Below are 24,004 nucleotides of genomic sequence, written 5' to 3' on the forward strand. Positions count from 1 at the left end.
ACCATGACGCCGGCGCCGGCGCTGTAGGATGGGCCGGACCCGACGGCAGGAGGAGACGAAGGCATGGACGCGACGACCGGCGATGGCGATCCTCCCGGCTGGCGGCCGGCGCGCTGCGACCGCGTGGCGCTGGTGCTGCAGGGCGGCGGCGCGCTCGGCGCCTACCAGGCGGGCGTCTACCAGGCGCTGCACGAGGCCGGCATCCAGCCCGACTGGATCTGCGGCGTCTCGATCGGCGCGGTGAACGCCGCGCTGATCGCCGGCAACCCGCCCGAGCGGCGGCTGGACGCGCTGCGCTGCTTCTGGGACCGGGTGACCACGCAGGACCTGCTGGGCCCGCTGGCCGGCCTGCTCCAGCCCCCCGCCGAGCTGATGGGCGACGATCTGCGCCGGCTGCGCAACCTCGGCAGCGCCACGGCGGCGGCGCTGTTCGGCCAGAACGGCTTCTTCAGGCCCAACCGGCTCAGCCCCTGGCTGGTGCCGCGCGGCGCCCCCGGCGCCACCGCCTGGTACACCACCGAGCCGCTGCGCGAGACGCTGCTGGAGCTGGTGGATTTCGACCGCATCAACGACCGCCGCCTCCGCTTCGCGGTGGGCGCCGTGAACGTGCTGAGCGGCAATTTCATCTACTTCGACAACGCCGAGGCCGAGATCACGCCCGAGCACGTCATGGCCTCCGGCGCGCTGCCGCCCGGCCTGCCCATGGTCCGGGTCGGCACCGACTGGTTCTGGGATGGCGGCCTCGTCTCCAACACCCCGCTCCAGCACGTGCTGGAGGCCGAGGAGGTGCTGAACACGCTGGTCTTCCAGGTGGACCTGTTCTCCGCCCGCGGCCCGCTGCCGCGCGACATGGAGGACGTGCTGGGGCGGGAGAAGGACATCCGGTACTCCTCCCGCACCCGCTACAACACCGACATGTACCAGCGCATCCACGGCTGGAAGGTGAAGCTCAAGCAGGCGCTGGAGAAGGTGCCGGAGGAGCGCCTGAGCGACGAGGAGCGGCTCCTGAAGGAGCAATTGTCCGACCTGCCGGAGGTGGTGGTGCTCCAGCTCATCTACCAGCAGAAGGTCTACGAGGGGAATGCGCGCGACTACGAGTTCAGCCGCGCCACCATGCTGGAGCATTGGGAGAGCGGCCTGGCCGATACCCGCCGCACCCTGCTGCGCAAGGAATGGCTGGAGATGCCGCAGGAGGATTCCGGCCTCGTCGCGCACGACGTGCACCGGGCGGAAGAGTAGGAGCGGAGGAGCAGGGACGGCGGCGGGCGGGCCGGGGAGTTCCCGCCGCCCGCCCGGCGCGGGCCCTGCCGCACGGTGGCGGTCCCGGCGCTTCCGGGCCCGGCGCCTCGGGCGGGCGCCGGCTCGCCCCGATGCGGGCCCGCCGCCGCTGCCGAAATCCCGGCCGGTAATTTCCTGTCGGATCGGTGTGGCCGCACGCAAGCCGATTTCCGATCGCCCCTGCGCGACATGGCGGTGCGCGGCGAATATTGGCGTTCCGGATTCGTCGGCAAATTTCTCCTGCGGACACACCTCGCATGGTATGATGCCGGCCGGCATGGGCGTCTGGCCCAGGGCGACGCTTGCCTGCGACTGGAGCCGATCCGGATGAACCAATCATTGGCAGCCTATGGTGCCATCAGACAGCCCCTGCCTCGGACGACGCTGTTCCCGACCGCCGTCGGCATGGGCGCGACCATCGTCTTCCTGTTCGGCATCTTCCTGAACGAGGCGTTCGGCCCTGCGGCGCTGGCCCTGGCCATCGGCATCCACACGCTTTGCTTCATCTACGCGCCGCGCAACATGCTGGCCGCGCTGCTGCCGAGCGGGATGCTCTTCGTCTACCTGGTGCCGCTGATGGAACTGAGCTCGGCCTACTGGTCGATGGTGCCCGACCTCACGGTGCGCAACTCGATCCAGGTCATCCTGACCGTCGCCCTGACCCTGATGCTGGTGAACCTCGTCAACGCGCGGCAGTTCATCCGCTGCCTCTTCTTCGTCATGGTCGTCGTCGCCCTGCTCAGCATCGCGCAGAACAACTACGACATGGACGGCATGACCGGCCGGGTGAACTGGACCGGCATCTACCACAACAAGAACACGATGAGCCTGATCGGCTACTACCTGATCACCACCTCGCTCACGATCCTTCTCTCGCGCCGGGAGAAGCTGATCATGCGGCTGATGTGCCTCGGGGCCATGGTCGGCGGGATGGCCATCTGCATCAGCGCGCGGACGGTCGGCATGTGGATCTGCATCCTGGCCTCCTTCTGCATCATCATCGCCATCACCTGGGTCGGCAGCATGCCGCGCAAGTACCTGACGTCGACCGTCGAGATGGTCACCGTCGGCGCCATCGTGGTCGGCACGGCGCTGGCGATCTTCGTCATGCAGAACGCGGAATTCTTCCTGCGGCTGGTGAACAAGGACCCGACCCTGACCGGCCGCACCCTGCTCTGGTTCCATGCCGCGCGCCTCGTCGACAACTACCCGATACTCGGCTACGGCTTCTCCTCGTTCTGGGTCCAGGGCAATCCACCGGCCGAGGACATGTGGCGGCTGCTCAGCATCCCCGGCCGGGCGGGTTTCAGCTTCCACAGCCTGTTCTGGGAGTTCTGGATCACCCTCGGCGTGGTCGGCCTCGCCCTCATCGGGTACACGCTGCTGCGCGCCGTGATCCTGATCTTCCGCTGGATCAGGGTCGCGCCGTCGGCCACCAGCGGCTTCTATCTGGCTTCGCTCGTGATGGTGCTGATCACGGAAACGCAGGCCGTCGACCTGTTCGGCGCCTTCAACGGCATGTACGTCCTGTTCATCGTCAGCCTGGGCTTCGCCAGGCAGCAGCTGCGGGCCCGCCGCCTGGATGCCGGCGGCCAGGCCCAGGCAGGCGCACCGCGGCTCTACGTGCCGACCGGCCTGCCGACCCCGCGCGGAACGGGCTGACCAAGCGGCCCGTCCGGGAGGTCCGCGCGCCGACCTGACACCGGCTTTGCTCCGGAACGGAAATCCCGTTGCGTGGCGCGGGCTTCCCGGGAAGCCGGTCCTGACAGCGGCATCGACCGCCGATCCATCCGGAGGCTCTGGCGAGGGGGAGGTTCACCCCCCACCCCCGCCCGACCGGAACGGCCTGAGGAGGCGCTTCGCGCTCACAGTCATGGGCGGCACGCCGCGGGGCAAGGCGACGTGCCGCCCATGGCGGATCGTGGCCCAGCCGGATCCGCAATCGGCCGACAGACCTCTGCCTCAGGTCGGATCTCTTTTCGCAGCGCTCCGCTTCGGGCCGCCCGGTCAGGTCCCTCGGGCGCGCCGCCGGTGCTGCCACTGAAAAGCGGAATCCCCCGCACGATGCCGATCGGGCACCGTGCGGGGGACCGGACCGCCGATCCGGCGGGTACCCTGCCAGAGCGGATCGCCGGAGGGCGGCTACGCCCGGGGGCGTGAATCCGCGGAGAACAACGAGCTACGGCGAACCGCAGTCCCAACCGGACTGCGGTTCGCTGTAGCCTTTGCTTCGGCACATTTTCCGAGGTGCTGGGCGAGTGCGCCCAGCTTGAGAATGCTTTAGCCGCCGAAAGTCAGACGGCGCTGGCTCTCGGCGATGATCGCCTCGATCCGCGCGCAGAAATGGTCCAGGCTGAATTCCTGCACCGTCCGCGCACGCGCCGCCTCGCCCATGCGGCGTGCCAGCTCAGGCTGGCTGATCAGCTCCTGCATCCGCGCCCGCAGCTCGGCCGCGTTGCCGGGCTCGACGTAGAAGCCGGTCTCGCCATGGGTGATGATCTCGCCGCGCCCGGCGGTCCGGGTGACGATCACCGCCTTGCCCATCGCCATGGCCTCGCCGATCACGGACAGGCCCGCCGGATAGGAACGCTCGACCAGCGGGATCACCGCGAACTCGGAACGTGCCAGCAGGTCGCGCAGCCCCACATAGGGGGCGGTGCGGCCCACATGGACGTTGGCCGGCATCGTCCGCCCCTTGGTCGAGGCGCCGATATCCTCCCACAGGCTGCTCGCATCGATCTCGATGGTGGCGGCAAGCCCCTCCGCCGCCTGGAGCAGCGTGCCGTAGTCGCGGACGGAGGTGCCGGCGCTCGAGATCATCGGCAGCACGCCAGGCTGCAGGCGGCGCGGCTCGGGCCGGAAGAACGCCGTGTCCGTCCCGTACTCGACGGAGTGGCAGCGCTCGGGCGAGAAGCCGTACCGGTCGACGAGGAGGTTCCGCAGCGAGGAGCTGAGGCAGAGCGGGTAGAAGTTCGGCAGCCGCCGCAGGATCTGCGCGGCGACCCGGAACTTCGGGGATTCCACGTAGTGCCCGTGGAACATCGAATAGACCGGCGTCTTCCGGCCCATGGCCCGCCCGACCAGGGCCAGCGGAATGCCGAGCCCCTCCCCGGCCGTCACGAGGCCGGTGAAGTGCCCCGGCATGCGGTGCACCGCCGCCGCGAGGGAGAGGTAGCGCCCCCCCTTCTTCACGCGGCGCAGGCCGCGCACCAGCGCGCCCTGGTCGCCCGCCACGTCCTGCGGCTGCACCAGCCGCGCGTCGTTCCGCTCCAGGAAGCGGTCGTAGATGTAGCGCGGCCGCTTGCCCGCGCGCAGCAGGTCCATCGCGTCCGGCTTCAGGTCGCCGTCGAGCACGAAGGCGAGCGGGCCGGCGAGACCGGTGCGCGCCACGTCGGGCGCCGCGATCTCGTGCGGCGCCTCCAGGACCGTGTCCATGACCATCGCGTCAACCATGACGGCGCCACCTCAGATCGTCACCGAGCAGCCCGCCCGCCATCAGGTCCGACAAGACCTTGAGGCGGATGCGGTCGGAATGGCGGAATTCGGGATCGGCGAAGCCGATCGCCCGCAGCCCCGTCACCAGCCCGTCGATCGAGCCGGCGAGGTTCACCTGCGGCTGGTGCGCCGGCGCCATCTCGCGGAACAGCGAGAAGTCGACCTGGTAGGAGCGCTTGTCGGGCGGCGCATCGCGGTTGATCGAGACGCGGGTGCCGGGCACCGCCGCCGCCACGCCCGCGGCCAGGTCGCTCACCTGGTGGTTGCGGGCGTTGCTGCCGGCATTGATCGCCAGGAACTTCCCGCCCTGCGACGGGTCGCGCCCGATCGCCCACTCGATGGCGCGCGCCATGTCGGCCACGTCGATCAGCGGCCGCCAGGGCGTGCCGTCGCTGAGCACGGAGATCTCGCCGGTGGAGAGGGCGCAGGCCACGAAGTCGTTCAGCACGAGGTCGAGGCGCAGCCGGTCCGACATGCCGCAGGCCGTGGCGAAGCGCAGGCAGGTGACCACCATCTCGCCGGTGTCGGCCTGCTTCAGCCCTTCCTCGGTCGCGATCTTGGAGCGCGCATAGGCGGTGAGCGGGTTCAGCGCGTCCGTCTCGCGGCGCGGCCCGCCCTCGGCGAAGCCGTACACGCTGCAGCTGGAGGCGAAGACGAAGGCGCGCACGCCGGCGCGGCGGGCGCGCTCGGCGACGTCGAGGCTGGCGCCGCGGTTGACCGCGTCCGTCACCGCCTCGAAGCGGTTGCCCATCGGGTCGTTGGAGACGGCGGCGAGCTGCACCACCGCGTCGACGCCGCGCAGCAGCGCGTCCGGTACCTCGCGCACGTCGCCGAAGTACTGGGCGTCGAGCAGCGTCTCCGGCAGCGGGCCGCCGGTGGTCAGGCAATGGGCGAACAGGCCGCTGTCGTAGCCGAGCAGCTCTGCCTTCGGCATGACGGCACGCAGGTGGCGCACCACCAGCGGCCCGACATAGCCCATGTTGCCGGTGATCAGGATACGCATGGCGGGATGATCCTCGACGTTGCCGGGCTTCAGGGCGGGCTGACGGGGCGTGCCGCGGCACGCAGCAGGCGGTTCATGCGGATGTTCATGCTGGCCTCACTGGACGGCGGCCGACACCTTGCCGGCCGTGGTGGCGGTTGGCGCGGGGAACAGCGCATCCTGCTCGGCGCGCAGACGGTCGATCAGCCGCCCGGGCGGGATCTCGACGTCGTCGAAGCGCAGCACCGCGTCCTTCGGCAGGTCGCGCTTCAGCGTGCAGCCCTCGGCGAGCCCGATCGGCAGCAGCCCCTCGGCGCGCGTCGCCGCGTAGGTCTCGCACTGGCCGTAGGTGTCGTAGCCGCCGAGCCCGTCCAGCACCTTGCCGGCCTTGAGGTCGGTCTTGGCCGTCGCCACCACGTCCACGCGCGGCTCGCCGGCCGCGCGCAGCACCGCGTCGCCGAACAGCACGACGCGCGCGGCCGAGAGCGGCACCTCGAAGTGGCAGAGGTGGTACGGGGTGTAGAAGCTGTAGAGCGGCCCTTCGCCCAGCTTGTAGAGGTTGAGGTAGTGGCGCTGCTTCGGGTCGTCGTGCGTCGCCAGCACGAACACGCCCGGGCCCGGCTTGCTGCCCACCACGTAGTCCACCACGCCGCCGAGGCGGCGCAGCTCCTCCACGTCGTAGAGCTTCGTCAGCTCGTCGACATGGCCCGCGTGGTCGCGCCCGACCATGCCGCGCTTCGCGACCGTCATGCCCGTGTAGTTGGCGACGATCGCCTGCTCGAAGCTGATCTTGGTGCCGTCCGCGAAGGAGGTGACCATGTAGGGGTTCTGCCCCCAGCGCTTCGCGAAGCCTTCCTGCGTGGTCGGGTTGCGGTAGGGATCCTGCAGCCCCTTGATGTTGCCGCAGACCAGCGGCTGCAGCCCGATCGAGCGCACGAAGCGCCAGAGGTTGGCCTGCACGCCCGGCTGGTCGCCGTCGCAGCCGGTGAAGATCACCCCGGCCGCATCGGCCTTGCGACGCAGGATCGAGCCCACCGTGCCGTCCAGCTCGGCGTTCATCGAGACCATCGGCTTGCCGCAGGCGATGGCGCGCAGCGTCACCTGGGCGCCGTACTCGATGGCGCCGGTGGCGTCGATCAGGCAGTCGATGCCCTCGGCCTCGCAGAGCAGCATCGGATCGTCGGTCACGGCGGCCCTGCCGGCGGCCAGGCAGTCGCGCAGCCCGGTGGCGTCGTCCACGCGCACGGCCTCGACGCCGGCCGTGGCATAGGCGCGCAGCGCCCGCTCCGGGTCGCGGTTGGCGATCGCGACGAGCACCATGCCGGGAACGGAGTTGACGATCTGGTTGACGATGCCGCTCGCCATGAACCCGGCGCCGAACATGGCGACGCGCACGGGGTTGCCCGCCGCGGCGCGCGCGGCCAGGGCGTTGTCCACGATGATCATGCCGATGCTCCCGTCCTCGCGCCCGCGCGCAGGGGCGCGAGCAGCCCGCGCATCCGCTCGACGCCATGCCATTCCGGATCGAAGTCGCGCCAGGAGGCGTCCTTGGCCGAGATCTCCCGGGGCTCCGCCGGCCATTCGATGCCGAGCCACGGATCGTCGAAGCGCACGCCGCGCTCCTGCTCCGGCGCGTAGGGGGCGCCGGAGAGGTAGAGCGCCTCGGCGTCGTCGGTGAGCGTCACGAAGCCGTGCGCGCAGCCGCGCGGCACGTACATCATGGTGCGGTTGTCGGCCGACAGCTCGGCGCCGAACCACTTGCCGTAGCTGGGCGAGTCCGGCCGCAGATCGGCGATCACGTCCCAGAGGGCGCCGCGCACGCAGCGCACCACCTTCACCTCGGCGGCCGGCGGCAGCTGGTAGTGCATGCCGCGCAGCGTGCCGCGCTTGGCGCTGAGGGAGTTGTTGATCTGCGGGAAGCGGGTCTCGAGACCCGCCGCCCGGAACTCGTCCTCACAGAAGTACCGGGCGAAGAAGCCGCGCTCGTCGCCGCGCTTCTCGAGTTCGACCAGGCACGCGCCCACGAGGGGCGTGGGATGGAATTTCACGACGGCTCTCTCAGATCCTGACCCCGACGGTTCGTCATCCGGCGCACTGCCTCGCCGCGGCATCCCCGACCCGGCCGGGGGGCGCCGCGGAGCGGGCGCCGTCGCTACCAGCGCTTCCAGGGAGCCCGGCCGGACATCCAGAGCTCCTCCAGATGCTTCTTGTCCCGCAACGTATCCATCGAGTACCAGAAGCCCTCGTGCTGGTAGGCCTGGAGCTGGCCGTCCCGCGCCAGCCGCTCCAGCGGCCCGCGCTCGAACACCATCTCGTCGCCGCCGTCGAGGTAGTCGAAGACGCGCGGGGAGAGCATGAAGAAGCCGCCGTTGATCCAGGCCTCGCCACCGAGCGGCTTCTCGGCGAATTCCAGCACCTGGCCGTCATCGATGGTGAGCGTGCCGAAGCGCGAGGGCGGGCGCACCGCCGTCAGCGTGGCGTACCGCCCGCTGCTGGCATGCATGTCGGCGACCTTGCCCAGGTCGAGATCGATGACGCCGTCGCCGTAGGTCAGGGCGAAGGGCTCGTCGTTGAGGTAGGGCTGCAGCCGCTTCAGGCGGCCGCCGGTCATGGTGTCGATGCCGGTGTCGATCAGCGTGATCTTCCACGGCTCGGCCGTCTTGCGCAATGTCGTGACACGGTTGTCCACCATGTCGATGCTGACATCGGAGGCATGCAGATAATAGTCGGCAAAGTATTGCTTTATCATGTGCGCCTTGTAACCAAGCGGAATCACGAATTCGGTGATGCCGCTGGCGGCGTAGATCTTCATGATATGCCAGAGGATCGGCCTGCCCCCGATCTCGACCATCGGCTTCGGGCGCGCCTCCGTCTCCTCCATCAGACGCGTTCCGTAGCCACCGGCGAAGATGACGGCTCTGCGCGGTACGTTACTCATCAGCGTTCCTTGTCCGACTGGGAGGGCGGGCAAACACGGCGATCCGCAGATCGTTCGTATGCAAAATACGATGCTCTGTCAATCTTTTCCCGTAAGATACTTCTTGGATCGCTTCAGATCCATCCGGAGCATTTTCAGAAAAATTTAGCGTGAGCTGGCGCCCGGTTCGGACCATCACATGATCGTGACCGCAAGGGGAGAGCCGACGATCGCGCGATGCGACAGATCCCACCTTCAAGCCACCAGTCTGGCGACTTAGCCCTTCGTTCAGCTTTCGGTTTGCCTCATGAGCAGATCCTTGGCTCATTCGGCACCTCGCCGGTGACCATTGTTACAGGAACTGTGTACTTTTTTCAACCGGAACTGCGGCCCTGGCGCCGTGAATCGTGCCGGAATGCCCCCAGGGGTAGAGACAGTCAGCATTTTCAGTATTTTCGCGTGCGCCGGCTCGTGGAGCGCGCCACTGCGGGCGGGCTCCTTCCCGGCCGGCGGCAGCGGCGACCGCTCGTTGCGGGCGCGGCCTGCCGACGACCAGGCCGCCATGGCGCTCGCGCGGCAGGCGCCGGCGCCCGGGCAGGCCTCCGGGGTTCGCGCACGGAGGACGGATGGCCGGCAAGCCTGCCCTGGCGGCCGCCGCCCCCTGTCGCCGGCGAGCAGGCCTCGCCGGCCCGGGGAGCCCCCGGGCGAGGAGGACCGCGCCGGGCGGCGGCCGTCACCCCGCCGCGGTTCCATGCTTCAGGGAAGGCCCGTCACCCGCGCCCCGACCGGCGCCGCACGCGTCATGGCGGCAGCCCAGGGCCGGAAGCGTTTCGGGATCCGCTCCGAGCGGCCCACGGGCCGCTCCGGCGGGCCCTTTCCGCAGCCGGAGGGGGCGGACGAGCGTCGGGAGCCCGGCTGAGGCGCCACATCGCGCCGACGATCCTTCCTTGCCGGCGCGGGAAATCCCTCGCCACCCGCCGCCGGCCGATCGGGCAAGCCCTCAGAAGCCCTCGTGCCGCGACCGCAGCGCCGCCTGGTGCAGCCAGTCGGGAGAGCGGGAGGCGGCGATCAGACGGTGCAACGTGTCCACCGCCGTTGCGGGCGCGAAGGGCTTGGCGAGGAAGACGGCGCTCGGCACGCAGCGCTCGACCACCGGCTCGGCATAGCGGCCGGAGGCATAGAGGACGGGCAATGCGGGCCGCAGCCGGCGCGCCGCCTCGGCCAGCTCGAAGCCGTCCGGCCCGTCGGCGAGGTTGATGTCGGTCAGCAGGGCGACGATGTCGGGCCGGGTGCGCAGCAGCCCCATGGCGGTCGACGCATCCTCGGCCTCCAGCACCTCGAAGCCACCATCGTTCAGGGCGTCCACGAGCGTCGCGCGGACCAACGGGTCATCCTCGACCACCAGCAGCAGGGGCTGGGCCATGGCCATATGCGAACAGCCTCACTGAGTTCGATCAGGCCGCTCATAGAACGCGGCGGCTCGGGCGGCGCGTGACGAGTTTGTGAGTCAACTCACGATGGAAGAATGAACGCCGATCTCGCGGCCGGAAGCGGGAAGCCGCCGAGGCGGTGGCCGGGTGTGGCGGCGGCGCCGACCGCTCCCGGCCGACGACCCTCGGATCCGATGATGGGGGGATCGCTACCGGCCGGGACCGGGGCGGAAGCGCCGGAAGCCCGGCGCCCTGCCCAGGCGAAGGTCGTCGGCCCATCGCCCGCAGGAAGGTAGCCAGCGGGAAGGCGACGCCACGGTGCCGCCCGGCGTTGCGGGCGGCATCGCACGGCCCGCCGGGTGGCGGATCGGCTACCGATCCGGCGCCTCGGCCAGCTCCAGCAGGGCACGGCCGCTGCGGCGGATCCTTGCGGTCTGCATGCCGCCGCAATTGCGGTCGCTGAACAGGTCCGAATTCGGCGCCACCACGTCGAGCTTGGCCCGCACGCGGCAGATGCCGGGAGTCGCGCCCTGGCCGCCGTTCCGCCCGGTCTGCCAGATGTGCAGCGCCTGGCCCCAGTCGCCGGTCTGCTCGTAGCGGAAGCGCAGGGTGCGCGCCGCCCACTCGGTGGCGACCACCGGGTCGAGCGGCCAGTCCTGGCCGCCGCGGGCATGGGCGGCGGCGTTGACCTGCACACAGCCGATCATGGCCGAGCGGCCGCGGTTGTTCTGCAGCAGGCGGCGCGCCTCGGCGAAGCTGGCCGGGACATGGGTGCGGCCGCCGAGGTTGAGGGCGTAGGCATGCAGCCCGCTCTCGGCGAGCGCCACCGCCACCAGCAGCCCGTGCGGCAGGTCGTACTCGCGCTCCGCCGCGCGGGCGGCGTTGAGGCAGGCCGAGCGGGGATTGTCGGTGGCCATGGCGGGGCCGGCCTCCGACATGTCGTACACGACGTTGGCCGCGCCGGCCGCGGTGGGACGCGCCCAGGCCGAGCGTATCGCCGCATGGCGGCGGGACGAGGTCGTCGAGCGGAGCTGGACGGAGGCCGCGCCGTGGCGCTGGCCGGCGCCGTGGCGGTGGTGGCCCTGGCCGCTGGCGGCGGCCGGGCCGGAAAGAGCGGGGCTTGCCGCCACCAGGGTGCCGAGAAGTGCCGCAGGCCCGAGCCTGCCCAGCGTGGCGAGCCGCCTGCGGCGGCGTCCGGTCCTATCCGACGCGTTCCGGAACGGGGATTGAGGGATCGCGTCCTGCAACGCGGGATGCAGCGACGCGGCAGCGCGTGAACCGGTGATGGGAACCGGATTTCCGTTTGCGGCTTTCATGCCTCGTCGTTATCACGCGAGGCATCCCCCTCAAACCACGGAAACGTGAGATGACAAGCCCGCGACTCGGCGGGAATTCGCATGAATTCCGCGGGCGTTCATTTCCCCGCGGTAAAACCACCATTCCAACGCGCTGATATCCCTACCGCCCGATCGCGGAGCGCGATGCCGCCGGAATGGCTCAGGATGCCCCGCGGCCGGTCTGTTGCTGAAGCGCATCGATGCGTTTCGACGCTTCCGCCTTGCTCAATTTAGGATCGAATTCCTCTTCTGCCTGCTCGCTCAGAGTCTTGAGGTAGCTCGCCTGCGCACCCGTCATCGGCTCGTCGCCGGTGGTCCAGTCGTCCGGGTCCTTGACCGCGTTCGAATTCGGCGCCGGCTCCTGCTTCGGGTTGGCGGTCCCGGCGTCGGTCCTGCTCGCCATGTCGATGCTCTCCTCGGTGTTGGGCCCGATGGCCGGAAGGGCGCATCGACGCGCCTTCCGTTCACCTAACGTTCCAGGGATCGGGCCGGTTCCCGCCGCGCCGCCGCGCCTGTTCCCAACGCGCCGCCGCGCGGCGTGCCGACGTCTTCCGCGCCGGCAGGGCGCCGTGCCAGCGCCTGGTCGGCCGGGGTCAGCTCAGGGCCGCGTGGTACCGGTCGTCGCGGGAGTCGAGGAGCCAGAGGCGCGCCTCGACCGGCCGGCCCTGGATGTCGAAGGCCAGCCGCTCCACCTCCAGCAGCGGCGCGCCCGCGGGCAGGCCGAGGATCGCGCCCGTCGCCGCATCCGCCGCCACGGCGCCGATCCTGTCGTCGGCGCGCGCCACCGTGATGCCGAACCGGCGCTGATAGAGGACGTAGAGCTGGTCGGGGATCTCCTGCGGCGTCAGCCGGTCGAAGGCCGGGAAGCAGGGTACCGGCAGCACGATGCGCTCCACGAGGCGCACCCGCCCGCGCGCCCGCCTGATCCGCAGGAGCCAGTGGACCGCCTCCCCCTCCCGCAGGCCGAGGCGGGCGGCCTCCGTCCCGGTGGGCAGCCGCGTCCCGGCCTCTAGCACCTCGCAGGTCATGTCGCTGCGCCGGCCATCGGCATCGACCAGCGGGAAGAAATGCTCCAGCGCCCGGTCGATGGTCTGGCTGGCGACGAAGGTGCCGCGCCCCTGGTGGCGCTCGATCAGGAAGCGGCGCTCCAGCCCGTCGAGCGCCTTGCGCACCGTGCCCTGCGACACGCCGAGATCCGCCGCGATCTCCGGCTCGGCGGGCAGCAGCGAGCCGGGCGCCCATACCCCCTCGGCGATCCGTTGCGTCAGGATGGCCTCCACCTGACGGTACAGCGGACTCGCGTCCAGACGCTGGCCCCGGCCGGCAACCGGCGCGCTTCGCGAACTCACAATCCCCGCCCATCCATTCGTCGCGTCGGCCCGTCAGGGCACCGCGCAAAGAGACGGCATCGCCCCGCGAACTTTCAACCGCATAACATGATGCAGCGCAGCACGACGCAAAACATCTTGTGTCTTATACAAGAGTGCGTATTGTGCCCCGCAAGGGGAGGCCAAACGGCCCTGAAGCGGGAACGGTGATCCTGGTGCGCAGCCCAGAGAGGCTGCAGCTTGGCAGGTGGATAGTGAAGTCGATCCTTTCGCACTCCATCCCGAGAACCAAGCGGTCCGGGACGCCGTAACCCGTTCATTCCATCCGGGATGGAGAGCCGCATCGCGGATCGCCGTCCCAAGTCAATGCGCCCCGGACCCGCATCCCACATGCGGATCCGGGGCGCATTGATTCGGAACGGCGGGAGGGCAGACGCCCGCCCCTCACCATCCGCCGCCGGCCGGCGCGGGGCGCCCTGCGCCGGCCGTGGTCATGCCACGCCCGTCAGCCGGGCGAGCAGCAGGGTCGCGGCGACCACCAGCGCGCTGGCGGCCGCGACCAGGCCCGCGGAGGCCGGGCGCCCATCCTCGCGCCACAGATCCAGCATGTCCTGCTCCGGCCCCGGCCTGCGGTCCGGGCCGGGGCATGCCGCCGGGCGGCGCGGCGCGGCCCGCGTGCCGAGCCCGTGCGTGACCGTGAGCCGGGGCTGGATGATCATGTTGTCGTTCCCTGCAGCTATCCGTGGGACTGTCGTGCGATCTCGACGATCTCGGAGGGGTTGGAGAGGGCCGCCACCTCGCCGATGACCAGCAGCGCCGGGGTGGGCAGCGCGGCGCGCCGGGCATCGAGGGTGGCGGTGCCGAGGGTGGTGCGCAGCACCGCCTGATCCGGCAGCGTGGCACGGGAGACGATCGCCACCGGCGTCGCCGCCGCCATCCCGCCCGCCAGCAGGCGCAGCGCGATCTCGTCGAGATGGCTCGATGCCATGAAGGCGACGATGGTGCCGCCCAGCCGCGCCAGCGCCGCCCAGTCCACCGAATCCGGCAGCCTGCCGCGCTCGTCATGGCCGGTGACGAAGGTGACGCTGCGGGCGATTCCACGCATGGTGAGCGGGAATCCCGCCGCCGCCGGCGCCGCCGTCGCCGAGGTGACGCCCGGCACCACCCGCCAGGGGATGCCGGCGAGGCTCAGCGCCTCGGCCTCCTCGCCGCCGCGGCCGAAGATGAAGGGGTCGCCGCCCTTGAGGCGCACCACGCGCTGGCCGGCGCGCGCCGCCTCGATCAGCCGCTCGGTGATCGCGGATTGCGGCATCACCACCGCGCCCTTGCACTTGCCGACCGCGATCACCGCGGCACCCGGCCGCACGTAGCGCAGCACCGCCGGCCCGGGCAGCCCGTCGTGCAGGACGAGATCGGCCGCGCCCAGCGCCGCGACGGCGCGCAGCGTCAGCAGCCCCGGATCGCCCGGACCGGCGCCGACCAGCCACACCTCGCCCGGGCGGGGTCCGTCATCGGTCGTGGCATGGGAAATATGCGCGGGGGACACGTCGGCTTCCACTTAACTACGAGCCCATGAAGGTATATATCGCGAACCACCGATGACAAGGTCTATTCTCATGGTCATCCCTCGGGTTGGCCCACTTTCGGAGGCAGGTTGATGGCCCAGGCAACGAAGCCGTCCGTAGCGACGCCCCCGGCGGCGAAGCCCTCCGGGGTCGAGACGCTGAAGGAAGGCAGCCGCCTCCTGCGGGGCGGGATCGCCGGCGAGCTGGCGGCGGACAGCCGTGGCGGGATCAGCGAGGATTCGTACAACCTGCTGAAGTTCCACGGCAGCTACGAGCAGTTCGACCGCGACACGGCGACCGAGCGCAAGCAGCGCGGCGAGGACAAGGACTGGCAGTTCATGGCGCGCGTGCGCCTGCCGGGCGGCCGCCTGACGGCGGCGCAGTACCTGGTGCTGGACGCGCTGGCCGACCGCTACGCGGACCGCACGCTGCGCATCACCTCGCGCCAGGCGATCCAATTCCACGGCATCCTGCGCGGGAACCTGAAGCCCGCGGTCGCGGCGATCAACCATAGCCTGCTCACCACCTTCGCCGCCTGCGGCGACGTCGTTCGCAACGTGGTGACCAGCCCCGCTCCCCGTCGTGACGCGCTGCATGCCGCCCTGGAGGCGGATGCGCGGATGTTGTCCTCGGCGCTGCTGCCGCGCACCCGCTCCTACCACGAGATCTTCCTCGACGAGGAGCCGGTGGTGGAGCCGGAGGAGGAACCTCTGTACGGCAGGACCTACCTGCCGCGGAAGTTCAAGATCGCGCTGGCCCATCCGGCCGACAACACCGCCGACGTGCTGGCCAACGACCTCGGCCTGGTCGCCGTCACGGGCGAGGACCCGGCGGGCGAGCCGGTCGGCTACAACGTGCATGTCGGCGGCGGCATGGGGATGACCCACAACAAGCCGGCCACCTTCCCGCGACTCGCGACGGCGCTCGCCTACGTGGCGCGCGCGGACCTGCTGCGCCTGGCCGAGGCGGTGATCCGCTTCCAGCGCGACAACGGCGACCGCACCGACCGCAAGCGGGCGCGGCTGAAGTACGTCGTCCACGACCGCGGCATCGACTGGGTGCGCGAGCAGGTCGAGACCTATTACGGCGAGCCCCTCCAGCCCCCCCGCCCGGTGCCGCCGCTGCGGATGCCGGAGCTGCTGGGCTGGCACGAGCAGGGCGACGGCAATTGGTGGCTCGGCGTGCCGGTGCCGGCCGGGCGAATCGTCGATCACGGGCCCGATCAAGGGGAGGTGCGGCTGCGCACCGCCTTCCGCACCATCGTCGAGCGCTTCGGCCTCGACCTCAACCTGACGCCGCAGCAGGACGCGCTGCTGACCGGCATCGCCCCCGGGCAGCGCGCCGCCGTCGAGGCGGTGCTGCGCGAGCACGGGGTGCGGCTGGCCGAGGAGATCACCCCGATCGCCCGCTGGTCGCTCGCCTGCGTCGCGCTGCCGACCTGCGGCCAGTCGCTGACCGAGGGCGAGCGGGCGCGGGCGCCGATGGTGGCCGACGTGGAGGCGGCGCTGGCCCGGCACGGGCTGGAGGGCGAGCGGATCAGCTTCCGCGTCACCGGCTGCCCGAATGGCTGCGCGCGGCCCTACCAGGGCGATATCGGCCTCGTCGGCCGGATGCCCGGCCACTACGTGCTCTACGTGGGCGGCGACTTCGCCGGCACGCGCATGTCCTTCCCGCTGCTCGACCGGGTGGCGCAGGAGCGCGTGGGCGAGACGCTGGAGCCGCTCTTCGCCGCCTGGGCCGGCGATCGGCGGGAAGGCGAGGGCTTCGGCGACTTCTGCCACCGCCTCGGCCGTGACGCGCTGCTCGCCCTGCTGCCCGCCGCGCTGCTGCCGGCCACGAAGAAGGCCGCCTGAACCGGGCGGGGCCGCTGCGCCGCCCGGCGCGACGGCCCCCTCCCCCGCACGAACCAGCGCCCGCCGAGGCGGGCCGAATCCTGCCCCCGCCCCTCCCCCGCCCCGTCGGCCACGCGCCGCCGGGGGATGCCGCCGCCGACCCCCGGGAACCGCCATGCACCGCCGCCGCCTGCTCGCCCTGCTGCCCGCCGCCGCCCTCGCGGCACGCGCCATGCCGGCGAGCGCCCGCCCCGCCTTCGCCGCCACCGGCGCCGCCCCCGAGGCGTGGCCGGACCGCTCGGTCCGCCTCATCGTCCCGGTCGCGGCCGGCGGCAGCCAGGACATCGTGGCGCGGCTGCTGGCGCGGGCCCTGTCCGAGCCGCTCGGCCAGTCCGTGCTGGTGGACAACCATCCGGGCGCCGGCAGCAACCTCGGCTACGAGCTGGCGGCGCGGTCGCGGCCGGACGGCTACACGCTGCTCGCGGGCTCGGACAGCCTGTCGATCAACCGCGCCCTGTTCCCGCGCCTCTCCTTCGACCCGCTGCGCGACTTCGCGCCGGTGCTCCGCGCCGTGAAGGTGCCGCAGATCCTGGTGGTGAAGGCGGACAGCCCGGCGCGCTCGCTGGAGGACCTCGTCGAGCTCGGCAGGCGGGCGCCGCTCGCGATCGGCACGCCGGGCAATGGCAGCCTGGCGCACCTGACCGGCGCGCTGGTGCAGGAGGCGACCGACCTGCGCTGGACCCACGTGCCCTATCGCGGCGGCGCGCTGGCGATCAACGACCTGATGTCGGGCGCGCTGCAGGGCGTGCTCATCAACATCGGCGCGGTGACGGACCACGTGCGGGCCGGCCGGCTGCGCGGCCTGTTCGTGACCTCGGGCGCGCGCAGCGTGGCGCTGCCGGACGTGCCGACCCTGGCCGAGGCCGGCCTGCCCGGCATCGAGGCGGTGGGCTGGCACGGGCTGGTGGCGCCGGCGGGCACGGACCCGGCCATCGTCGAGCGGGTGAACCGCGAGGCGCGCGCCGCGATGGCCAAGCCCGAGCTGCGCGAGCGGCTGCTGGCGCTCGGCGTCGAGCCGCAGGACGAGGGGCCGGAGGCGCTGGCCGAGGTGCTGCGCGCCGACGCGGAACGCTGGGGCGCCGTGATCCGGCGCATCGGCGCCCGGCCGGACTGACCGCCGGCAGGGCCGCCTGCCAAGCCGCCCGTCCGGGGGGCCGGACGGGGGCCGGGGAATTTCCCCCGGTGGACCTCCGGGGTGGATGGGTGCAGGGAGGACGGCGCCTTCGCCGGGAGTTCCGGGGCGGCGTCCCGACAGCCCCGCCCCCGACAGGAAGCCCCGCGCATGCTGCCGCTGATGCTCGACCTCGCCGAATGGCCCGTGCTGCTGGTGGGCGGCGGCCCGGCGGCGCTGAAGCGGCTCGACCTGCTGGAGCAGTCCGGCGCGCGGCGGCTCGCCATCCATGCCCCCGACCCGCTGCCGGAGATGCGCGCCCGCGCCGGGGCGCGGCTGGTCGAACGGCTGCCGGACGAGGCGGAGATCGCCGCCGCGCGGCTGCTGTTCGTGGCCGACCTCCCGGAACCCGAGGCGGCGCGGCTGGCCGTGCTGGGGCGGGCGCACCGCGTGCTGGTCAATGTCGAGGACGTGGTCCCGCTCTGCGACGCCTACGCCATGGCGACGGTGCGGCGCGGACAGCTCGTGCTCGCCGTCTCGACGGAAGGGCGCAGCCCGGCGGTCGCGGCGCGGCTGCGCCGGCAACTGGCGGAACGCTACGGGCCGGAATGGGCGGCGCGGCTCGACGCCGTGGCGGCGCTGCGCGACCGGCTGCGCGCCGAGGGCCGGCGGCCGGCCGAGGTGATGGCGGAGACCAACGCCTGGCTCGACGCGCAGGACCGGCAGGAGACCGGCTGAAGCCGATACGAGACACGCACGAACCCGTTGCGATGCCGCGCGCTTGGAGCGCAGGCTGCGGCCGGACAAGGCTGGATCGAAGGGTTCGAAGGGATGTTCAACCGGCGCGCGCTGCTTACCATGCTGGGCATGGCCGCCGCCGGCCCGGCCCTGGCGGCCGAAGGCACGCGGCGGCCGCGGCCCCGCCGGCGGACCGCCACCACCGCCCTTGCCGGTGGCCAGCCCCGCAACGCCGCCAGCCGCGTCCCGGGAGAGCTGCCGCAGATCGACCCGGTGCCGCAGCGTTCGGCGAGCGGGCTGGACCCGGCGCCGACCCCCTCCTCCAACCCGCGCCCGGCGAGCGCCGACATGCGGGCGCGCACCGATCTCGACTTCGGCGTCTCGGCGCCCCGCCAGGCGCAGCAGGGGGCGAGCTTCGGGCCGGCCGACACCTCGCGCGATCCGGCCTCGAACTCCGGCAGCCGCGTGCCGAACGTCGGGGCGACGGTCAGGGTGCCGTTCTGATCCGCCACGGGGCGGGTGCCTGACGCGGAGCGGGCGGCCCGCGCCGGACGGCGCGGCGCGGGGACCGGCCCGCCATCGCCGCATGGCGGCCGGCCGCGGCCGCGACTTGCCCCGGCCATTGTTGCAGCGCACAAACCGGTTCGGACGCGGCGCGCTGGGCGCCGCGGCGGTTGCGCGGGACTGGGACATGGCGACGGACGGCGACGCGGACGGCAGGCCGGGCATGACGGCGCCCGGGCATGACGGCACCGGCGCGCCGCCCCCGGCCGGCGTTCCGGTCACCGCCATGGTGGTCGTGGCGCTGGCCGCGCTGGTGGCCGTGGGGCCGCTCGCCATCGACATGTACCTGCCGGCGATGCCGGACATCGCCGCCGATCTCGGCGCCACGCCCGGCGCGGTGCAGGGCTCGCTGAGCCTGTTCCTGCTCGGCTTCGCGGCGGGGCAGCTCTTCTGGGGGCCGCTCTCCGACCGCATCGGCCGCCGCCGGCCGGTGGCGGCGGGGATGCTGCTGTTCATCGCGGCCGGCGCCGCCTGCGCCTTCGCGACGGGCGCGGGCCAGCTTTCCGGCCTGCGCCTGGCGCAATCCCTGGGCGCCGCGGCGGGGCCGGTGCTGGCCCGCGCCATGGTGCGCGACCTGGCCGAGCGGGAGGCGGCGGCCTCGCTGCTCTCCGCCCTGACCCTGGTGATGAGCATCGCCCCGCTGGCGGCACCGATGATCGGGGCGGAGGTGCTGGCGCTGGGCGGCTGGCGGCCGATCTTCCTGGTGCTGGCGGTGCTCGGGCTGCTGATCCTGCTTCTGGCATGGCTCGCCGTGCCGGAGACGCTGCCGGCGGCGCGCCGCCGGCAGGCCCCGGCGCTGTCGATCGGGTACGACTACCTCTCGCTGCTGACCGACCGGCGCTTCCTGATGCCGGCGCTCGCCGCGGCGGCGCCGCAGAACGGCATGTTCGCCTACATCGTCGCCTCGCCCTTCGTGTTCGTCACGCAGTTCGGCCTGCCGCCCTGGGCCTTCTCGCTGATCTTCGCGAGCAACGTGGTGGGCATCATCATCGGCACGGCGATGAACCGGCGGCTGCTGCGCGCCCTCGGGCTGGCGCGGCTGCAGCGGCTCGGCGTCGCGCTGCTGCTGGTGGCGGGCGGGATGCTACTGCTGGCGGCGCTGGGACTCTCGACCGGGCTGCTGCACGGCTGGCAGTGGCTGCCGCTGCCGCTGTTCCTCTACCTCGCCGCCTTCGGCTTCGTGGTGCCGAACGCGACGGCGGCGGCGCTGACCCGGGCGGGGCGGATGGCCGGCACCGCCTCGGCGGTGCTGGGCTGCCTCGGCTTCGGCGGCGGCGCGGTGGCGGGCGGGCTGGTGGGCCTGATCGGCGGCGGGCCGGCGCTGGCGATGGCGCTGGTGATGGCGGGGCTCGCCGTGGTCTGCGCGGTGACGAGCCGCATCGGGCGGGACGCCTTCGCGGCGTGAGGCGCGGCGGCCGTCGCGCCGCGGCGCGACGGCCAGACGAAAGCCTGCCGTTCTATCGGCATTGTCCGCCCTTCGCGCGCCAGTGCCGCCCGGGGGAACGGAGTAGCAGGCTCATGCGTCACGCCCGTGCCCCAGACTCGCCGGTCCCGCCCATGGGGCCATCGCAGGCGCTCCCCTCGGCGCTGCGGCGCCGGCTGGAGGAGGCCTTCCGCCGGCCGCTCGGCGCCGTGCGGGTCCGGACGGATGCCGCCGCGTCGCGCCTGGCGCGCGCGCTCGGGGCACGTGCCTGCGTCGTCGGCCGCACCATCCTGTTCGCCGAGCCGCGCGACCTGCTCTCCCGGACGCCGGATCTCGGCCTGGTGGCGCACGAGGTGGCGCACCTGCTGCAGCCGCGACGGCGGCCTGCCCCAGGGGCGGGGGCGGTGCCGGGAGCGGGGCCGGACTGGCTGGAGGCGCCCGACGGCGACGCCGAGCGGGAAGCCGAGGCGGCGGCGCGGCAGGTGCTGCTGGGCCGGCGCGTCGCGGCGTTGCGGCAGCCGCGCGCCGCCATCGCCCGCACCACCGCCAGCGACGCCCTCAAGCCGCTGATCGGCCACGGCATCCACATGAGCGCCGCCGAGACGCGCAAGGCGGCGTCGATCCTGGCGGCCGATCCGACCTTCTCCGCCACCATCGCCGAGCTGGAGGCGGCCGGGAAGCTCGGCGCCCTGCTCAACACCGGCAGCGACTTCGAGGCGCTGGTGACGCTGGTCGAGACCCTGGGCGGCCGCTCCGACGCCGCCGCCGCCCTGCTGATCAAGCGGCGGATGATGTTCTCCATCGGCGGCGACGTGCCGGGCGGCAGCATGCACGACCTGATCTACGGCGGCGACTTCCGCTACCTGTACGACATCTGCTTCGAGCTGCAGTCGAGCCTGCGCACCCTCGCCCTGGCGATCGTGGCGGCGCCGTTCAACCCGGCCGGCTTCGCCTCGCTGGTCGGCGGCGACAATGCCGGCGCCTTCACCGGCAGCGGCGCCACCGGCATCAACCCGACCAAGCGGGAGGTGTCGACCTGGGACGGGCTGGTGATGTTCAACGAGAAGAAGAACCCCTTCTCCTTCAACAAGAGCACCTCGATCCAGTACAGCAACCCGGTCTCCGAGGGCCCCACCTACAACGGCGACCTGTTCGCCTACCTGAAGGCCACCGGCACGGTGGACCGCGAGAAGCAGGCCGAGCTGCTGGTGCGCCGGCCGATCTCCAGCATCGTCGCCGACAGCTACGCCAGGCTGCCCAGCCGGGCGGACGTGATGCGCGCCGCGGCGCGCGCCCACAACCTGCACCCCGGCATCATCGCCGCCATCATCCTGGCCGAGCAGCGCGACCAGTCGGCGAACGAGGACGCCAAGGACCTGGAGGCGGCCACCTCCGTGACGCAGACGGAGACCTCGATCGGCCTCGGGCAGATCGTGCCGATGACGGCGCGGCGCAACGACCTGTTCGCCGACCTGCTGCCGAGCGGGCTGCGCAAGTCGCTCACCCACACCAAGACCGCCTACCTGCTCGCCTCCGACGAGTTCAACATCTTCGCCTGCGCCCGCTACATCCGCATCGTGGCGGACATGGGCAAGCTGATGGACCCGGCGCGGCTGCCGAAAACGCTCGCCGCCTTCCCCGGCCTCGACCTGCCGCGCTACGCGCTCGTCTCCGACCAGTGGCCGGGCGACAATGTCGGGGCGCTGGGCATGTACTACACCTCCCGCCCCTGGACCGACGACGTGCGCTCGCAGGGCTGGGGCAAGTTCGTGCAGGCGGCCTACCAGGACGTCCGGCGCGGCGCCGGCTTCTGACGGCGCGACCCTCCCCCCTGCTTCTCCCCTGGCCCCCTTCCCTGGGGCGCGGCACCCGGCGGCGCGGCATCTCGTGGCCGCCGCGATCCGCCTGTAGGCTGCGCGCCGGCAAGGGAGGCGTATCCATGGCGCGCATGCTCTACGATCTGGCCGGCGCGGAGCCGGAACGGCGGTTCAGCCCGTACTGCTGGCGCATCCGGCTGGCGCTGGCGCACAAGGGCCTCGACGTCGAGACCGTGCCCTGGCGCTTCGCCGAGAAGGCGGCCATCGCCTTCTCCGGCCAGGGCCTCGTGCCGGTGCTGGTGGACGGCGAGACGGTGGTCAGCGATTCCTGGCGCATCGCCACCTACCTGGAGGAGGCCTATCCCGACCGGCCCTCGCTGTTCGGCGGCCCGGCCGGCATGGCGCTGACCCGCTTCGTCGCCAACTGGGCCGATGCGGTGGTCAACGCCGGGCTGGCGAGGCTGATCGTCTCCGACATCCCCGCGCATCTCGACCCGGGCGACCTCGACTACTTCGTCTCCAGCCGCGAGAAGCGCTTCGGCATGAAGCTCGACGCGGTGACGGCCGGGCGCGAGGAGCGGGTGGCCGAATTCCGGCAGGCGCTGCACCCGCTGCGCATGACGCTGCGCACCCAGCCCTATATCGGCGGCGAGGCGCCGGATTACGCCGACTACGCCGTGTTCGGCGGCTTCCAGTGGGCACGCTGCGTCAGCCGCTTCCCGGTGCTGGAGGCCGACGACCCGGTCGCCGCCTGGCGCGGCCGGCTGCTCGACGCGTTCGGCGGGCTGGCGCGGCGCGCCCCCGGCTACGACGGCTGAGCGCACCGCCCGTGCGGGTGCTGCTGCTCAACCCCAACACCTCGGAATCGGTGACGGCGCTGCTCGCCGACTCGGCGCGGTCCGTCGCCGCGCCGGGCACCGAGCTGGTGCCGGTGACCGCGCCGCGCGGCGTGCCCTACATCGCCTCGCGCGCCGAGGCGGTGATCGGCGGCGCCGTGGCGCTGGAGATGCTGGCCGAGCGGCACCACGAGGTGGACGCGGCGATCATCGCCGCCTTCGCCGATCCCGGTCTCGGCGGCGCGCGCGAGCTGTTCCCGATCCCGGTGATCGGGCTGGCCGAGGCGGGCATGCTGACTGCCTGCATGCTGGGCGGGCGCTTCGCCATCGTCACCTTCACCGCCGCGCTGGAGCCCTGGTACCGCGAATGCGTCGCCTGGCACGGCATGGAGGCGCGCTGCGCCGGGGTGCGCGCGCTCGACGAGGGCTTCGCCGACATCGCCACGGTGGGCGAGGAGAAGGCGGAGGCGCTGGTGGCGCTGGCCACCCGCGCCGTGACGGAGGATCGCGCCGACGCGATCGTGCTGGCCGGGGCGCCCCTTTCCGGACTCGCGTCGCGTGTCGCCGACCGCATCCCGGTGCCGGTGGTGGATTGCGCGGCGGCGGCGGTGAAGCAGGCCGAGGCGCTGGTGGCGCTGCGGCCGCGCAAGGCGGTGGCGGGGACCTACCGCCGGCCGCCGCCCAAGCCCTCGGTGGGGCTGCCGGAGGCGCTGGGGCGGTGGATCGCCGGCGGGTGACGACGGGCTTCCGGCAGGGCACCGGGGCGGGACGTGCCCGATCGGCCGAACTTCTCGACTGAACTGCCCGGCGAATGATTCTACCATAGCGTTCATGAACCCGACCGGCACACCCATCGCGCGGCGCGCGCTTCTCCTTCTCCCCCTGCCGGCATTCCTGCGCCCGGGGCGGGCCGGGGCGACCCTGCCGGCCCCGCCGTCGCCGCCCGGCGCGACGCCCGCGGGCGGCCGTTGGCGCGGCCTCGGGCAGATCCGCGTCTATGGCGGCCGCCGCACCGGGCGGCACCGCATGTGGACCTTCCGCTGAAGCCCTGCGCCGCCCGCCCCACGGCTAGAGCCGTTCCGGCCTGACTGTATCAGGCCGGAACGGCTCCAACCTTTTGGTTTTTCGCATTTTCCGGGTCGCTGGGTGAGTACACCCAGCTTGAAAATGCTCTAGGCTTCGGCGGCAGAGGCGGCGCGAGAGCCTGCCCGCCCGTCCGCGAGCCTCCGGCGGCCTGCCCGGCGCCGCCCCGGCGCGGCGCGCGCCGTCTCGCCTTCCGGCGGCGAAGCGG

At 72.4% G+C, this 24,004-nt stretch carries 21 protein-coding genes; 10 read left to right on the plus strand and 11 right to left on the minus strand.

The features are described from left to right. The first annotated feature begins 63 nt into the window (after positions 1-63). A complete protein-coding gene (locus M0638_RS17610) occupies positions 64-1,239 on the plus strand; it encodes a patatin-like phospholipase family protein (RefSeq protein ID WP_248668311.1) in 1,176 nt (391 codons plus the stop codon). Between the two features lie 366 nt (positions 1,240-1,605). Further along, positions 1,606-2,940, plus strand: coding sequence for an O-antigen ligase family protein (locus M0638_RS17615; protein WP_248668312.1), 1,335 nt, complete (start codon positions 1,606-1,608; stop codon positions 2,938-2,940). A 618-nt stretch (positions 2,941-3,558) separates the two neighbouring features. Here the strand turns inward: M0638_RS17615 and M0638_RS17620 are convergent. From M0638_RS17620 to cobA, 11 genes are all read right to left on the minus strand, one after another. Next, positions 3,559-4,731, minus strand: a complete 1,173-nt coding sequence (locus M0638_RS17620; RefSeq protein ID WP_248668313.1) for a glycosyltransferase family 4 protein — start codon at positions 4,729-4,731, stop codon at positions 3,559-3,561. Further along, positions 4,724-5,776 carry an NAD-dependent epimerase/dehydratase family protein gene (locus M0638_RS17625; RefSeq protein WP_248668314.1) on the minus strand — a complete coding sequence of 351 codons (1,053 nt, stop codon included), beginning with the start codon at positions 5,774-5,776 and terminating at the stop codon, positions 4,724-4,726. Before M0638_RS17625 ends, M0638_RS17620 begins: the two co-directional genes overlap by 8 nt. Positions 5,777-5,872: 96 nt before the next feature. Next, positions 5,873-7,201: an NAD(P)H-dependent oxidoreductase gene (locus M0638_RS17630; RefSeq protein ID WP_248668315.1), complete on the minus strand. Its 1,329-nt coding sequence runs from the start codon at positions 7,199-7,201 to the stop codon at positions 5,873-5,875. Continuing rightward, positions 7,198-7,803: a dTDP-4-dehydrorhamnose 3,5-epimerase gene (rfbC, locus tag M0638_RS17635; protein ID WP_248668316.1), complete on the minus strand. Its 606-nt coding sequence runs from the start codon at positions 7,801-7,803 to the stop codon at positions 7,198-7,200. The genes M0638_RS17630 and rfbC overlap by 4 nt, the downstream gene beginning before the upstream one ends. Before the next feature lie 104 nt (positions 7,804-7,907). Beyond that, positions 7,908-8,693, minus strand: a complete 786-nt coding sequence (gene rfbF, locus M0638_RS17640) for a glucose-1-phosphate cytidylyltransferase (protein ID WP_248668317.1) — start codon at positions 8,691-8,693, stop codon at positions 7,908-7,910. 979 nt (positions 8,694-9,672) lie between these two features. Continuing rightward, positions 9,673-10,095 carry a response regulator gene (locus tag M0638_RS17645; protein ID WP_248668318.1) on the minus strand — a complete coding sequence of 141 codons (423 nt, stop codon included), beginning with the start codon at positions 10,093-10,095 and terminating at the stop codon, positions 9,673-9,675. 378 nt (positions 10,096-10,473) lie between these two features. After that, positions 10,474-11,232, minus strand: coding sequence for a transglycosylase SLT domain-containing protein (locus M0638_RS17650; RefSeq protein WP_248668319.1), 759 nt, complete (start codon positions 11,230-11,232; stop codon positions 10,474-10,476). A gap of 367 nt (positions 11,233-11,599) precedes the next feature. Beyond that, a complete protein-coding gene (locus M0638_RS17655) occupies positions 11,600-11,842 on the minus strand; it encodes a DUF3072 domain-containing protein (protein ID WP_248668320.1) in 243 nt (80 codons plus the stop codon). A gap of 190 nt (positions 11,843-12,032) precedes the next feature. Beyond that, positions 12,033-12,719 carry a GntR family transcriptional regulator gene (locus M0638_RS17660; protein ID WP_248668321.1) on the minus strand — a complete coding sequence of 229 codons (687 nt, stop codon included), beginning with the start codon at positions 12,717-12,719 and terminating at the stop codon, positions 12,033-12,035. A gap of 539 nt (positions 12,720-13,258) precedes the next feature. Next, complete coding sequence (locus tag M0638_RS17665) at positions 13,259-13,486, minus strand: hypothetical protein (RefSeq protein WP_248668322.1); 228 nt, start codon at positions 13,484-13,486, stop codon at positions 13,259-13,261. Between the two features lie 17 nt (positions 13,487-13,503). Further along, positions 13,504-14,313 (minus strand): uroporphyrinogen-III C-methyltransferase, encoded by an 810-nt coding sequence (gene cobA, locus M0638_RS17670; RefSeq protein WP_248668323.1) that lies wholly within the window; start codon positions 14,311-14,313, stop codon positions 13,504-13,506. Positions 14,314-14,424: 111 nt separating this feature from the next. On the opposite strand from cobA, the gene M0638_RS17675 reads away from it, so the two are divergent. The 8 genes from M0638_RS17675 to M0638_RS17710 all read left to right on the plus strand — a co-directional run bounded on the left by M0638_RS17675 (position 14,425) and on the right by M0638_RS17710 (position 23,450). Continuing rightward, positions 14,425-16,185 carry an NADPH-dependent assimilatory sulfite reductase hemoprotein subunit gene (locus M0638_RS17675; protein ID WP_248668324.1) on the plus strand — a complete coding sequence of 587 codons (1,761 nt, stop codon included), beginning with the start codon at positions 14,425-14,427 and terminating at the stop codon, positions 16,183-16,185. Between the two features lie 154 nt (positions 16,186-16,339). After that, positions 16,340-17,338, plus strand: coding sequence for a Bug family tripartite tricarboxylate transporter substrate binding protein (locus tag M0638_RS17680; RefSeq protein ID WP_248668325.1), 999 nt, complete (start codon positions 16,340-16,342; stop codon positions 17,336-17,338). Positions 17,339-17,506: 168 nt separating this feature from the next. Beyond that, positions 17,507-18,073, plus strand: a complete 567-nt coding sequence (locus tag M0638_RS17685; protein WP_248668326.1) for a precorrin-2 dehydrogenase/sirohydrochlorin ferrochelatase family protein — start codon at positions 17,507-17,509, stop codon at positions 18,071-18,073. A 93-nt stretch (positions 18,074-18,166) separates the two neighbouring features. Then, a complete protein-coding gene (locus M0638_RS17690) occupies positions 18,167-18,577 on the plus strand; it encodes a hypothetical protein (protein ID WP_248668327.1) in 411 nt (136 codons plus the stop codon). A 187-nt stretch (positions 18,578-18,764) separates the two neighbouring features. After that, positions 18,765-20,042, plus strand: coding sequence for a multidrug effflux MFS transporter (locus M0638_RS17695; RefSeq protein ID WP_248668328.1), 1,278 nt, complete (start codon positions 18,765-18,767; stop codon positions 20,040-20,042). 152 nt (positions 20,043-20,194) lie between these two features. Next, positions 20,195-21,874 (plus strand): eCIS core domain-containing protein, encoded by a 1,680-nt coding sequence (locus M0638_RS17700; protein WP_248668329.1) that lies wholly within the window; start codon positions 20,195-20,197, stop codon positions 21,872-21,874. Positions 21,875-21,999: 125 nt separating this feature from the next. Next, on the plus strand, positions 22,000-22,695 hold the full coding sequence (locus M0638_RS17705) for a glutathione S-transferase family protein (protein ID WP_248668330.1): 696 nt from the start codon (positions 22,000-22,002) through the stop codon (positions 22,693-22,695). 11 nt (positions 22,696-22,706) lie between these two features. Beyond that, positions 22,707-23,450, plus strand: coding sequence for an aspartate/glutamate racemase family protein (locus tag M0638_RS17710; RefSeq protein WP_248668331.1), 744 nt, complete (start codon positions 22,707-22,709; stop codon positions 23,448-23,450). Positions 23,451-24,004: the final 554 nt, after the last annotated feature.

This window comes from Roseomonas acroporae (genome assembly GCF_023223525.1).
In the GTDB taxonomy this organism is placed as follows: Bacteria; Pseudomonadota; Alphaproteobacteria; order Acetobacterales; family Acetobacteraceae; genus Roseomonas_E; species Roseomonas_E acroporae.

What these genes read in the sequence shown, in the direction of transcription:
- M0638_RS17610 (WP_248668311.1), top strand. Translation starts at nt 64, where the DNA reads ATGGACGCGACGACCGGCGATGGCGATCCTCCCGGCTGGCGGCCGGCG.
- M0638_RS17615 (WP_248668312.1), top strand. Translation starts at nt 1,606, where the DNA reads ATGAACCAATCATTGGCAGCCTATGGTGCCATCAGACAGCCCCTGCCT.
- M0638_RS17620 (WP_248668313.1), bottom strand. Translation starts at nt 4,731, where the DNA reads ATGGTTGACGCGATGGTCATGGACACGGTCCTGGAGGCGCCGCACGAG.
- M0638_RS17625 (WP_248668314.1), bottom strand. Translation starts at nt 5,776, where the DNA reads ATGCGTATCCTGATCACCGGCAACATGGGCTATGTCGGGCCGCTGGTG.
- M0638_RS17630 (WP_248668315.1), bottom strand. Translation starts at nt 7,201, where the DNA reads ATGATCATCGTGGACAACGCCCTGGCCGCGCGCGCCGCGGCGGGCAAC.
- rfbF (WP_248668317.1), bottom strand. Translation starts at nt 8,693, where the DNA reads ATGAGTAACGTACCGCGCAGAGCCGTCATCTTCGCCGGTGGCTACGGA.
- M0638_RS17645 (WP_248668318.1), bottom strand. Translation starts at nt 10,095, where the DNA reads ATGGCCCAGCCCCTGCTGCTGGTGGTCGAGGATGACCCGTTGGTCCGC.
- M0638_RS17655 (WP_248668320.1), bottom strand. Translation starts at nt 11,842, where the DNA reads ATGGCGAGCAGGACCGACGCCGGGACCGCCAACCCGAAGCAGGAGCCG.
- M0638_RS17665 (WP_248668322.1), bottom strand. Translation starts at nt 13,486, where the DNA reads ATGATCATCCAGCCCCGGCTCACGGTCACGCACGGGCTCGGCACGCGG.
- M0638_RS17675 (WP_248668324.1), top strand. Translation starts at nt 14,425, where the DNA reads ATGGCCCAGGCAACGAAGCCGTCCGTAGCGACGCCCCCGGCGGCGAAG.
- M0638_RS17680 (WP_248668325.1), top strand. Translation starts at nt 16,340, where the DNA reads ATGCACCGCCGCCGCCTGCTCGCCCTGCTGCCCGCCGCCGCCCTCGCG.
- M0638_RS17685 (WP_248668326.1), top strand. Translation starts at nt 17,507, where the DNA reads ATGCTGCCGCTGATGCTCGACCTCGCCGAATGGCCCGTGCTGCTGGTG.
- M0638_RS17690 (WP_248668327.1), top strand. Translation starts at nt 18,167, where the DNA reads ATGTTCAACCGGCGCGCGCTGCTTACCATGCTGGGCATGGCCGCCGCC.
- M0638_RS17695 (WP_248668328.1), top strand. Translation starts at nt 18,765, where the DNA reads ATGGCGACGGACGGCGACGCGGACGGCAGGCCGGGCATGACGGCGCCC.
- M0638_RS17700 (WP_248668329.1), top strand. Translation starts at nt 20,195, where the DNA reads ATGGGGCCATCGCAGGCGCTCCCCTCGGCGCTGCGGCGCCGGCTGGAG.
- M0638_RS17705 (WP_248668330.1), top strand. Translation starts at nt 22,000, where the DNA reads ATGGCGCGCATGCTCTACGATCTGGCCGGCGCGGAGCCGGAACGGCGG.